Origin of the sequence: Streptomyces sp. NPDC087859 (assembly GCF_044742595.1) — a bacterium.
GTDB classification, from domain to species: domain Bacteria; phylum Actinomycetota; class Actinomycetes; order Streptomycetales; family Streptomycetaceae; genus Streptomyces; species Streptomyces canus_F.
The window spans coordinates 36,446-48,872 of sequence record NZ_JBIUUU010000001.1; the positions used below are offsets into that span (position 1 = coordinate 36,446).

Here is a 12,427-nt window from a genome sequence, read left to right on the forward strand (position 1 = left end):
GCCCCCGCGTTTGCACCCTGATGCCCCCGTGTGTCGGTGGGGCATGCCACCATCGTGCGGGCGGTGACCGGTGATACGAGATCAAGAAGAGACGATGAAGCAACAGGGCGTGCACCCGGAGGGCGCGGAGAGCACCTCTGACGCTTCGTCGCGCCCGGGCACCGGTGACGAAGAGGCAGAAGAGGCGGCGGTCGAGTTCGCGGACGAGACGCACAGCGACGAGGTCGAGGGCGACGAACCCCTCCTCCCCGCGCGCGTGCACCGTCCCTCGGACCTCATGCGGCTCCTCGTCGGTGTGCTGGCGGTGGTGGTCCTGCTGGCCATCGCCGCGTTCGCGCACGGCACCACCTCCGGTCTCGAACAGGACATCAACAAGGGCACGGGACAGGCGCCCGACCTGCTCATCAAGATCGCCGGTCTGGCCTCCAGCATCGCGATCCTGCTGGTGCCGGTCGCCTTCGCGATCGAGCGGCTGATCAAGCGCGACGGGCTGCGCATCGCGGACGGCGTGCTCGCGGCGGTCCTGGCGCACGGAGTGACCCTCGCCACCGACCTGTGGGTCGCCAAGGCGGCCCCCGACTCGATCCAGGAGGCGCTCACCCAGCCCTCCCCCGGTGACATCCACGCCCTCACCGACCCGGTGCACGGCTATCTCGCGCCGGTCATCGCCTACATGACGGCGGTCGGCATGTCGCGCCGACCGCGCTGGCGCGCGGTGCTGTGGATCGTGCTGATGCTCGACGCCTTCTCGATGCTCGTCACGGGCTACACCACGCCGTTCTCGATCATCCTGACGGTGCTGATCGGCTGGACCGTGGCCTACGGCACGCTGTACGCGGTCGGCTCGCCCAACGTCCAGCCCACGGGGCGGACGCTGATGGCGGGCCTTCGGCACGTCGGCTTCCATCCGGTGAGCGCGGCCCGTGAGGAGGTCGCGGAGACTCCGGAGACCGGCGACCGGGGCCGGCGCTACTTCGTCACGCTGGAGGACGGTCCGCCGCTGGACGTGACGGTGGTCGACCGGGAGCAGCAGGCGCAGGGCTTCTTCTACCGCGCGTGGCGCAATCTGACCCTGCGCGGCTTCGCCACCCGCAGCAGCCTCCCCTCGCTGCGCCAGGCCCTGGAGCAGGAGGCCCTGCTCGCCTACGCGGCCATCGCGGCCGGCGCCAACGCCCCCAAGCTCATCGCCACCTCCGAACTCGGCCCCGACGCCGTGATGCTCGTCTACGAGCACACCGGCGGCCGCACCCTCGACTCGCTGCCGGACGAGGACATCACCGACGACCTGCTCCGGGACACCTGGCACCAGGTGCGGGCCCTGCAGTCCCGGCGCATCGCCCACCGGCGCCTCGTCGGCGACGCGATTCTGGTGGATCGTTCCGGCACGGTGATCCTCACCGATCTGCGCGTCGGCGAGATCGCGGCCGGCGACCTGCTGCTGCGCATGGACATCTCCCAGCTGCTGGTGACGCTCGGCCTGCGGGTGGGCGCCGAGCGCGCGGTGGCCGCGGCGGTGAGTGTGCTCGGCCCCGACGCCGTGGCCGACTGTCTGCCGATGCTCCAGCCCATCGCCCTCAGTCGCTCCACGCGCGCGACGCTGCGCACACTGGCCCGGGAACGCGCCCAGCGCGAGCGCGACGCGATCCTGGAGGCGTCCCGGCAGGCCAAGCAGGCCAGGCTCGAGGAGGCGCACGACGACGCCAGGCCCGTGCTCGAGAAGCCCGACAAGAAGGCCGTGCGCGCGGAGGCGCGGGCCGAGAAGCGGGCCATCGACGAGGCGCTGGAGGAGGCCCGCGAGGAGGACCTGCTCACTCAGATCCGCCACGCGGTGCTGCTGATCAGGCCGCAGGCGCCGGTCGAGCCGGCCCGCCTGGAGCGGGTGCGTCCGCGCACCCTGATCAGCGTCATCGCCGGTGCCATCGGCGCGTACTTCCTGCTGACGCAGCTCACCCACATCGAGTTCGGCCCGCTCATCCAGAACGCCGAGTGGGGCTGGGTCGCCGCGGCCGTGCTGTTCTCGGCGGCGAGCTACTTCGCGGCGGCGATGTCGCTGCTGGGGTTCGTGCCCGAGCGGGTGCCGTTCACGCGGACCGTGGGGGCGCAGGTCGCCGGGTCGTTCGTGAAGATCGTCGCGCCGGCCGCGGTGGGCGGTGTCGCCCTCAACACGCGCTTCCTGCAACGCCAGGGGGTGCGGCCCGGGCTCGCGGTGGCCAGTGTCGGCGCCTCGCAGCTGTTCGGGCTCGGCTGCCACATCCTGATGCTGCTGTCCTTCGGCTATCTGACCGGCACCGAGAAGACACCGTCGCTGTCGCCGTCCCGGACGGTCATCGCGGGTCTGCTGACGGTGGCGGTGCTCGTGCTCGTCGTCACCTCCGTGCCGTTCCTGCGCAAGTTCGTCGTCACGCGCGTGCGGTCGCTCTTCGCGGGCGTCGTCCCGCGCATGCTCGACGTGCTCCAGCGGCCGCAGAAGCTGCTCACCGGCATCGGTGGCATGCTCCTGCTGACCGCCTGCTTCGTGATGTGCCTGGACGCCTCGATCCGGGCCTTCGGCACCGAGGGCTCCTCGATCAGCCTCGCCAGCGTCGCCGTCGTCTTCCTCGCCGGCAACGCGCTCGGCTCGGCGGCCCCGACGCCGGGCGGTGTGGGCGCGGTCGAGGCGACCCTGACCGTCGGCCTCATCGCCGTGGGCCTCGAGAGCGAGGTCGCCGCCCCGGCCGTGCTGCTGTTCCGGCTGCTGACCCTGTGGATTCCGGTGCTGCCGGGCTGGCTGGCCTTCAACCACCTGTCCCGCAAGGGCGCCCTGTAGGCACGCGCGCACGCCGTACGTCAGCCACGTACGCGTGCCTCGGACGACCGGCACGCACGCGTACCTCGTACGGCCCGTGCCCCGAGCGGCCGGAGGTGGCCGACCGCAGGATGGGATCATGCCGAACCCTCCCCGCCTGCGCGTCGCTGCCCTGACCGTCTCCGCCGTCCTGCTGTCCACCCTGCTGGCGGGCTGCGGCGACGACTCCGAGGACCAGGACGTCACAGCCCAGAAGCTGAGCTGGAAGGACTGCCCGGCACCGAACGCGGCGGAGGGCGGGGGTGACGCCCCGTCACCTCTGCCGAACGGCGACGAGTGGCAGTGCGCCACCCTGAAAGCGCCGCTCGACTGGAACAAGCCCAAGGGCGACAAGATCGGGCTCGCGCTGATCCGGGCGAAGGCCAGCGGCGACGAGAGCAGGCGGATCGGCTCCCTGATCTTCAACTTCGGCGGCCCCGGCGGCTCTGGCGTCACCACGCTGCCCGCCTTCGGCGAGGACTACGCGAAATTGCGCACCCGCTACGACCTGGTGAGCTTCGACCCGCGCGGGGTGGGCCGCAGCGAACCCGTGGAGTGCCTCAACGACCTTCAGCTCGACGCGTACTTCCAGCAGGACGCGACCCCTGACGACGCGGCCGAGCGCACCAGGCTCCTGGACAACACCAAGGAGTTCAACGCGGCCTGCGAGGACAACTCCGAGAAGGTCCTCTCCCATGTGCGCACCACCGACGCGGCCCGCGACATGGACCTGATGCGCCAGATCCTCGGCGACGAAAAGCTGCACTACTTCGGCATCTCCTACGGCACCGAACTCGGCGGCGTCTACGCCCATCTGTTCCCCGAGAAGGTGGGCCGCGCCGTCTTCGACGCGGTCGTCGACCCGACCGAGGACTCGGAGCAGGGCTCCCTCGGACAGACCAAGGGCTTCCAGCGCGCGCTCGACAACTTCGCCGAGCACTGTGTGTCGCAGACCGAGGACTGCCCGATCGGCGACAGCGCACAGGACGTCAAGGCCCGTATCGCCAAACTGCTGAAGGACCTCGACAGCGCGCCGATCCCCGGTGTCGGCCTGCGCGAGCTGACCCAGACCGCGGCGACCAGCGGAATCGCCCAGTCGCTGTACTCGCAGGACTTCTGGGAGTACCTCACCGAGGGCCTGGAGCAGGCGTACGACGGGGACGGCAGGGTGCTGATGCTGCTCGCCGACTCCATGAACGGGCGCAACGAGGACGGCGAGTACAGCAACCTCAGCGCGGCCAACATCGCCATCAACTGCGCCGACGACAAGCCCCGTTACACCGAGGACTACGTGGAGCGGAAGCTGCCGGAGTTCCGGTCCGCCTCCCCGGTCTTCGGCGACTACCTGGCATGGGGCATGGTCAGCTGCACCGACTGGGCCGTCGCGGGCGCCGCCGAGCACCCCGACGTGAGTGCGGCCGGCTCGGCGCCGATCCTCGTCATCGGCAACACCGGCGACCCGGCCACACCGTACGAGGGGGCGCGGAAGATGGTGGACGCGCTGGGCGAGGGCGTGGGCGTGGAGCTGACGTACAAGGGGCAGGGGCACGGCGCGTACGACAGCAAGAACAGGTGTGTGCAGGGCGCGGTGAACGGCTATCTGCTGGACGGGAAGGTACCGACGGCGGGGACGATCTGCTCCTGACCCGAGGATTCCGGAAAATCAGCAGGTCAGAGCGTTATCCACAGGCATGCGCAGCTGTGATGCGGGCCGCCTACCATGGCATGACCGCCATCCGCGGCACAGTGCGGACGGCCTGCATGGGGGGGACTGCGATGACGCGTTTCGTACGGTGGACGGCCCTGGCCGCCGCCGCGGCACTGCTGGTGGGGGGCTGCAGCGGCGGCTCGTCCGACGACGGCAAGAACGACGAGGGCACGAACACGTCCACTCCGTCGTCGGGTGCCTCCGACACCGAGGCGGCCGCCGCGCTGCCGTCCTCGCTGACCTCTCAGAAGCTCGACTGGGAGGGCTGCAAGGGCACGGCGGACTCCCCCGCGCCGAGCAGCGAATGGCAGTGCGCGACGCTCAAGGTGCCGTTGGACTGGGCGAAGCCGGAGGGCAGGACGATCGGTCTGGCACTGATCCGCGCCAAGGCCCGCGGCGACGGCAGCGAGCGCATCGGCTCGCTGCTGTTCAACTTCGGCGGCCCAGGCGGCTCGGGCGTGTCCATGATGCCGCTGTACGGCGCGACGGTCTCCACGCTCCGCGAGCGGTACGACCTGGTGAGCTGGGACCCGCGAGGGGTCGCCGCCAGCGAGGGCGTCCGCTGTCGCAGCGACAAGGAGATCCAGTCCGCCGAGAGCGTGGACGCGACGCCGGACACCGCGGCTGAGGAAGCGGCGTACTTCAAGGACGCCGCCACCTTCGGCAAGGGCTGCGAGAAGGCCGCCGGAGCGCTCCTGGCACACGCCTCGACCACCGACACCGCCCGCGACATGGACCTCATGCGCCAGGTGCTGGGCGACACGAAGATGCACTACTTCGGCATCTCCTACGGCACCGAACTCGGCGGCGTCTACGCCCACCTGTTCCCGAAGAAGGTCGGGCGGCTGATCCTCGACGCGGTCGTCGACCCGAGCGCGGACACGGTGGGCCACGCGGAGAACCAGACCCGGGGCTTCCAGCGGGCGCTCGACGACTATCTGAAGTCGACCGGCCAGGACCCCGAGCAGGGCACGCGGAAGATCGCCGACCTGCTGAAGGAGCTCGACGCGAACCCGCTGCCGACCGGCTCCGACCGGAAGCTGACGCAGACGCTCGCGGTCACCGGCATCGTGCTTCCCCTGTACAGCAAGGCCAGCTGGCCCACCCTGACCAGTGCGCTGGAGGCCGCGGACCAGGGCGACGGCTCGGAGCTGCTGACGCTCGCCGACGGCTACAACGAGCGGGACACCGCGGGGCACTACGGCACGACGACCCACTCGCAGCGGGTCATATCGTGCTTGGACGACAAGCAGCGGCCGACCGCCGCGGAGACGAAGAAGCTGCTGCCGACGTTCGAGAAGCTCTCGCCCGTCTTCGGTGCCTTCCTGGGCTGGGACACGGCCGGCTGGTGCCACGACTGGCCGGTGACCGGGCAGTGGGACACCCCGGAGGTGAGCGCTCCCGGCGCACCGCCGGTCCTCGTGGTCGGCAACACCGGCGACCCGGCGACGCCCTACGAGGGCGCCCGGAAGATGGCGGACGAACTGGGCAAGGACGTCGGTGTGGTGCTCACCTGGAAGGGCGAGGGGCACGGGGCGTACGGCAGCGGGAGCGACTGCGTCGACTCCACGGTGAACGCCTATCTGCTCAAGGGCACGGTGCCGAAGGACGGCAAGGTCTGCTCATGACGACGGCGGGGGTCCCCCGCACCCGTGGTGCGTGGAACCCCCGCCGATCGCGGCAGGTCCGGTCAGTACACCGGCTTGTCCGGCTCGATCTGGTTGACCCAGCCGATCACGCCGCCGCCGACGTGCACGGCGTCCGCGAAGCCCGCGGACTTCAGCACGGCGAGGACTTCCGCACTGCGGACACCCGTCTTGCAGTGCAGGACGATCTTCTTGTCCTGCGGAAGGCTCTCCAGGGCGGTGCCCATGAGGAACTCGTTCTTCGGGATCAGCTTGGCGCCCGGGATGGAGACGATCTCGTACTCGTTGATCTCGCGGACATCGATGATCTCGATGTTCTCGCCGTCGTCGATCCACTCCTTGAGCTGCTTGGGAGTGATCGTCGAGCCGGCGGCCGCCTCCTGGGCCTCTTCGGAGACGACGCCGCAGAAGGCCTCGTAGTCGATGAGCTCGGTGACGGTCGGGTTCTCGCCGCAGACCGCGCAGTTCGGGTCCTTGCGGACCTTGACCTGGCGGTACTGCATCTCCAGGGCGTCGTAGATCATCAGGCGGCCGAGGAGCGGCTCGCCGATGCCCGCGAGGAGCTTGATGGCCTCGTTGACCTGGATGGAGCCGATGGACGCGCACAGCACACCCAGGACGCCGCCCTCGGCGCAGGAGGGGACCATGCCCGGCGGCGGGGGCTCCGGGTAGAGGCAGCGGTAGCACGGGCCGTGCTCGGCCCAGAAGACCGAGGCCTGGCCGTCGAAGCGGTAGATCGAGCCCCATACGTACGGCTTGTTCAGCAGCACGGCCGCGTCGTTGACGAGGTAGCGGGTCGCGAAGTTGTCGGTGCCGTCGACGATCAGGTCGTACTGGCTGAAGATCTCCATCACGTTCTCGGCCTCGAGCCGCTCTTCGTGGAGGATCACGTTCACGTACGGGTTGATGCCGAGGACGGAGTCGCGCGCGGACTCGGCCTTGGAACGGCCGATGTCGGCCTGGCTGTGGATGATCTGGCGCTGCAGGTTCGACTCGTCGACCTCGTCGAACTCCACGATGCCGAGCGTGCCCACGCCCGCCGCGGCCAGGTACATCAGCGCCGGCGAGCCCAGGCCGCCGGCGCCCACACACAGCACCTTGGCGTTCTTCAGCCGCTTCTGCCCGTCCATCCCGACGTCGGGGATGATCAGGTGGCGGGAGTACCTGCGGACCTCGTCTACGGTGAGCTCGGAAGCGGGCTCGACCAGGGGTGGCAGCGACACGGGGACTCCGTTGGTCGGTCAATCACTACGGTTGTTCTCCCCGTAACACTGCCATGGCCTTCTTCATTCCGAGACACCTGTTCCGATCCGCGAGACGATTTCGTCCCAGTAGCCGGGCATGGCCTCCCAGGGATCGCTGCGGCCGCCCCGGTCCGTGCGGTCCGTGAAGTAGATGGTCGAGGCGCCCTGCCAACGGGCGATGCGCAGCGCCTCCTCGAGATGACCGCCCGGCACCCCGTGGACGAGATGGCAGAAGCGCTCGGGCGGATGGTCGGCGGTCCACTCGGCCACCTGCGACCAGCGGTAGTCGCTCCACGGGCCGGAGAAGGTGACCAACTGGTCGGCGCTCTCCGCGTAACCGGGGTACGGATGGGTGCCATGGCCGAGGACGACATGGGCGTCGTCGCGGATCGCGCGGAGCGTGGTGACCGTGCGGCGGATCTCGGGGAGCGCGGCACGTTCGGTCGGGCAGCGGTCCAGAAGGAAGCCGTCGGCCTTGTACCAGTCGATGTAGCGGTGCGCGTCGGAGATCATCTCGCCGAAGCTCCGCGCTCCGTAGGTCGCGTCGATGTGGCCGAGGACCCGGACGCCCGCGTTGCGCAGCCGGCCGGCCGCCTCCAGACAGTGCGGGTCGGGGCGGCTGCCGGGGCCGTCGGCGACGTTGAGGACGACCCAGTGCACGGGGGTGCCGGGGCGGGTGAGTTCGGCCCATTCGGCGGGGGCGACGAGGGGATGGGCAAAGCCGGGGACACCGACGCCGGTATGGAGTTCGGTGCCGGACGCGGGCTTCTTCGTGCTGGTCAGATGCGGCATGCCGCCTCCATCCAGATGTCGGCGAGGGACTCTTCGAGGTTGATCCGGGGGCGCCAGCCGAGCCGGTCGCGTGCGGTGCGCACGTCGGCCTGCTGCCAGCTGCCGCAGCCGTCCGGGTACGGGTACGCGGCCGGAGCGGCATGGTCCGGTTCGGAGCGGGGGTGGCCGATGGATGCCCTGAGCGGACCGGGAGGTCCGTCGAGTTCGTGGAGGGCGCCCCCGTATCCGGCCACGCGGGCCAGGACGGCGGCGGCGTCACGGAGGCGGACGGCACGGCCGGAGCCGATGTTGATGACGCCCTGCGCGGCGGAGAGGCTGGCGGCGTGGACGGCGCGGGCGACGTCGCGGACGTCGATGAAGTCCCGCTGGGCGCCCAGACCGCCGAGCTTGAGTTCGCCGTCGCCGGACTGCATGGCGCGGCGCATGGCCTCGGCGAGGCGGCCGAGCGGGGATCCCGCGGGGGTGCCGGGGCCCGCCGGCGAGAAGACGCGGAGCACGACCGCGTCCAGGCCGGAGCCCAGGACCAGTTCGGTGGCGGCGAGTTTGCTGACGCCGTACGGGCCGCCGGGGCGGGGGACGGCGTCCTCGGCGGTGGAGGAGCCGGGCTGGCTCGGGCCGTACTCGGCGCCGCAGCCGATCTGGACCAGCCGTGCCCCGCAGCCGCTGCGGCGCAGGGCCTCGCAGACGGTGGCCACGGCGACGGTGTTGTGGCGGGCGAGTTCACGGGCGCCCCCGCGGGTGGCGCCCGCGCAGTTGATGACCACGCCGGGGTGGACCGCGTCGAGGAAGCGGGTGAGTGCTCCGGGACTGCCGGACGCGAGGTCGAAGCGGACGTCGGCGTCGTCGCCGCGGCCGAGGGCGGTGAGCTGGACGGCCGGGTCGGCGAGCAGGCGGTCGGCGACGAAGCGGCCGAGGTAGCCGTTGGCTCCGATCATCAGGACCCTCATCGTGCGGCTCCCGTCGCCGGGTCTTCGGGTCGGGAGGTGTTCATGTGGTGCTCTCCTGTCAGAACGGTGTGCCGCCGGCGAAGGGGCGAGATGCCTGCGCCGGCCTGCTGGGGTGAGTGGGGGCGCGCGGGGCGCCGTACTGCTTCGTCGTGCGTCGTGGGGTTCGTGCCCCGTCGCCTCACCACTGCTGGTCCGTGGAGGCGTGGGCCGAGGCCCTCGTCAGCCTGCGGGCCGCGTGCAGCAGGAGGGCGAGCGCTCCCGCCGCGCAGGCGAGGGACGGGACGCCGTCCGGGCCCCATGCCTCGGCGAGGGTCTCGATCGGGGCGCCCAGGAAGTCGCAGCCCGGGAGGCGGGCACTGAAGACCGAGGCGATGGCGGTCAGTTCCGTCAGGGCTGTGGCGGTCAGGACGAGTGCCGGGGCGTGGGTGAAGCCATGGGTGGTGAGGAGACGGGAAAGGAAGAGGAGGGCGCCCAGGGTGAGGGTGTGGGCGTAGCGGGCGGGTTCGCCCAGGACTGCCGAGGTCGGGATCAGCAGGGCCGTCAGGGCGCACAGGTACAGGGCGAACACGCCGAACAGCAGCGGCAGTACGGAGGCGGTGAAGTCCTCCAGGCCCCGGCTGAGGGTGAGTTTGCGGCGGGCTCGGGTCGTGAAGAGGTGGGCGGTCCAGGCCGCGGGGGCGCAGGACAGCGTGAGGGCCAGGACGGGGGCGGTCGTCAGTGGCCAGGGGCCGTCGGGGGTGCCGGTGGGGAGGGCGTCGGGGCCGCCGGTGACGGCTGCTTGGAGGAGGCCGTCGCCCAGGAGGGCGTAGGCGATCAGCCAGCAGGTCAGGGTGAGGACGCGGGGTGGTGAGTGGTGGGTGGTGCTCAGGGGACCGCGGGTGAGTGCGGCGCGCAGCGCCAGAGCCACGGCGAGCGTGCCCACGAGGGCCACGGCGAGACGGGGCTGACCGTCGGTGAGGCGGAGGCCGGCCACTGTCGCGGCGCACAGTGCGCCCGGCAGGAGGGTGAGCAGGATCCAGTCGGCGCTTGCCCGGGGGGTGTCGGAGGGGGTGGCGGTTGAGGGGGCCTCGCCGTCTCTCGACACGCGCGCGTACATCTCCTCGGCGAGGGAGAAGACGTCCCGGTGGCGGAAGCGGGTCGCGGTGCGGTCGGTGACGCCGTGTGCTTCCAGGCCTGCCGCGATCTCCAAGGGATCCACGGCGCGTTCGCACAGCTCGCGATGGCGGTGGATCAGGGCCTTCACGGGGTCCGCGGCGGTGCGGCGGGGTGCGGGGGGCCGGCTGCGGGCGGGGGGCGCCTCGGGGGCGCGGGGGGTCGTCCTGTCCTCGTCCGCGGTGGCCAGGACGGTTTCGGTGCCGTCGGCCTCGGCGTCCTCGCCTTCGTCGCCGTCCCCCACCAGCCACTCCTCCGAGCGTGCGTCCCACGGGCCGGGGCTGGCCGGAGTGCCGGGACGGTCCAGTTCGCCGAGGTCGCTCATCGCGCTCCCTCCGTGGCGGGCAGCGGGGTGTTGGCGCGTACCGGAGGGCCTGCCGCCCAGCCGGGGCCGCCGCGGGCCACGACCCGTGCCCCGGAGTCCGTCCAGCGGCCGGGCATGTGGGCCTCGGCGGGGACGGCGAACGGAAGCGGTTCCCCGGTGGTGTCGAGGACGACCCGGTGGACCGGGTGTCGCGAGACGATCTCCAGGTAAATGCCGTGAAATGCCGTGATGTTCTGTTCGACGGTGAACAGCTCGAGCGCCCGCGCGCGTGCCGCGGCGCCCAGGCGCTCACGGCGCTCGGGGTCGCGCAACAGGGTCACACACGCCTCGGCGAGCGCCCGCGGATTGCGCGGGGGTACGACGAGTCCGGTGCCGCCGATGGCCTCCACCACCGCGCCCACGTCCGTGGACACGGTCGCGCGGCCGCAGAACATGGCCTCCACCAGGCTGATCGGGAAGCCCTCGACGACGCTGGACAGGACGGTCACGGCGCCGGACGCGTACGCGTCGGCGAGGGCCGGGACCTCCGGGCCGCCGATCTCCCCGAAGGAGACCGGGTTGTCGCCGACGGCATGCAGGCCGTCCGCCTCGTCCGGGAAGAGCTGCGCGGCCAGTGCCTTGCAGTGACCGAGGTAGGCCGCGCCCTCGGGACCGGCGGGCGCTCCGATGATCCGCAGCCGGGTCTTGGGCTCCTCCTTGCGGATCTCCGCGAAGGCGTGCAGGAGGGAGATGAGGTCCTTGGTCGGTTCGATACGGCCGACCCAGACCAGTGTGTCGGGATCGGCGCACTCCGAGGACTCACCGACCTCCGCGAAGCGGGCGGCGTCCATGCCCGGATAGACCGTGCGGATCTTGTCACGGTCGGCGCCGCAGCGCTCCTGCCAACGACGGGCGTGTGTGTTGCCGGGGGTGACGAGCGCGGCGCGGCCGTAGATCTCGGCGGCGAGCCGGCCGTGGAAGGCGGCCAGCAGCGACCGGACCGACGGCGAGGCCTCCGTGGCGGACAGGTAGTGCGTCCGCAACCGCACCCCGTACTCGGTCACCAGCAGGGGGACGTCGGAGAAATGGCGGGCGAGCAGTCCGGGCAGAGCGGCCGGGCCGCCCGAGGCCGCGTGGCACAGGTCGACCGAGCCGAGCCCGTCGTCCTCGTACCAGTCGAGGGACAGGGGGCGCAGTGCGCGTTCCAGGTGGGCGGCCACGGCGAGCAGATCGGGTACGCGCGCCTCGCGGGCCGTGCGTGAGGCGCCCGGCGCACGACAGGCGTGCTCGAGGGCGCGCACGGCGGCTTCGGAGCGCAGCGCGCCCACCAGCCCGCCCTCGTCGCGGGCCAGTTCGGCGAGACCGTACAGCGCGCTGCCGAAACGGTCCGCCTCAAGGGCCGACGGCTCCTCGGAGGGGCCGGCGCAGAGTACGGCCGCCAACTCGCCGTAGCACTCGGCGAAACGCCGGCGCGCACGGCGGCCGTACCCGACGCCGTCGTCGTCGGCCGTCCACAGGGGCGCCGTACGCACCCGGCTGACCTGCGGGGGAAGCGGGACCCAGCCCTCGTCCTCCTGGCGCTCGCTGCGGCTGAGCGCGTAGATGTCGAACTCGTGCTGCCCGAGCCCGCGCACGAGCCGGTCGCACCAGAGCCTGGCGTCACCGCTCACATACGGATAGCCACCCTCCGTAAGCAGTCCGATGCGCACGAGCGCACCCCCGATCTCCCGTATGGGGAGCCGCCGTTGGTCCGGCGGCTCACAGCGGGACGAACGTATGCGGACATGACGGTGGCGCGACGGACGGTTGT

Annotated in this window: 8 protein-coding genes; 3 read left to right on the forward strand and 5 right to left on the reverse strand. The window is 71.5% G+C overall.

Going from position 1 to position 12,427, the window contains the following annotated elements; genetic code table 11:
* Positions 1 to 94: 94 nt before the first annotated feature.
* The 3 genes from ACIOHP_RS00165 to ACIOHP_RS00175 all read left to right on the forward strand — a co-directional run bounded on the left by ACIOHP_RS00165 (position 95) and on the right by ACIOHP_RS00175 (position 6,160).
* Positions 95 to 2,806 (forward strand): lysylphosphatidylglycerol synthase domain-containing protein, encoded by a 2,712-nt coding sequence (locus ACIOHP_RS00165; RefSeq protein ID WP_361542536.1) that lies wholly within the window; start codon positions 95 to 97, stop codon positions 2,804 to 2,806.
* Between the two features lie 118 nt (positions 2,807 to 2,924).
* Complete coding sequence (locus ACIOHP_RS00170) at positions 2,925 to 4,469, forward strand: alpha/beta hydrolase (RefSeq protein WP_361542538.1); 1,545 nt, start codon at positions 2,925 to 2,927, stop codon at positions 4,467 to 4,469.
* A 131-nt stretch (positions 4,470 to 4,600) separates the two neighbouring features.
* On the forward strand, positions 4,601 to 6,160 hold the full coding sequence (locus tag ACIOHP_RS00175; RefSeq protein WP_401881853.1) for an alpha/beta hydrolase: 1,560 nt from the start codon (positions 4,601 to 4,603) through the stop codon (positions 6,158 to 6,160).
* A 62-nt stretch (positions 6,161 to 6,222) separates the two neighbouring features.
* On the opposite strand, the gene moeZ is transcribed toward ACIOHP_RS00175, so the two are convergent.
* The 5 genes from moeZ to ACIOHP_RS00200 all read right to left on the reverse strand — a co-directional run bounded on the left by moeZ (position 6,223) and on the right by ACIOHP_RS00200 (position 12,326).
* Positions 6,223 to 7,401 carry an adenylyltransferase/sulfurtransferase MoeZ gene (gene moeZ / locus ACIOHP_RS00180; protein WP_361542544.1) on the reverse strand — a complete coding sequence of 393 codons (1,179 nt, stop codon included), beginning with the start codon at positions 7,399 to 7,401 and terminating at the stop codon, positions 6,223 to 6,225.
* 63 nt (positions 7,402 to 7,464) lie between these two features.
* A complete protein-coding gene (locus tag ACIOHP_RS00185; protein ID WP_361542547.1) occupies positions 7,465 to 8,214 on the reverse strand; it encodes a spherulation-specific family 4 protein in 750 nt (249 codons plus the stop codon).
* Entirely contained in the window at positions 8,202 to 9,161 is a 960-nt protein-coding gene (locus ACIOHP_RS00190; RefSeq protein WP_307026154.1) for an NAD(P)-dependent oxidoreductase, read from the reverse strand. Before ACIOHP_RS00190 ends, ACIOHP_RS00185 begins: the two co-directional genes overlap by 13 nt.
* Positions 9,162 to 9,339: 178 nt before the next feature.
* Complete coding sequence (locus tag ACIOHP_RS00195; protein ID WP_401881857.1) at positions 9,340 to 10,638, reverse strand: hypothetical protein; 1,299 nt, start codon at positions 10,636 to 10,638, stop codon at positions 9,340 to 9,342.
* Positions 10,635 to 12,326 carry a DUF3492 domain-containing protein gene (locus ACIOHP_RS00200; RefSeq protein ID WP_401881859.1) on the reverse strand — a complete coding sequence of 564 codons (1,692 nt, stop codon included), beginning with the start codon at positions 12,324 to 12,326 and terminating at the stop codon, positions 10,635 to 10,637. Before ACIOHP_RS00200 ends, ACIOHP_RS00195 begins: the two co-directional genes overlap by 4 nt.
* Between the last annotated feature and the right edge of the window lie 101 nt (positions 12,327 to 12,427).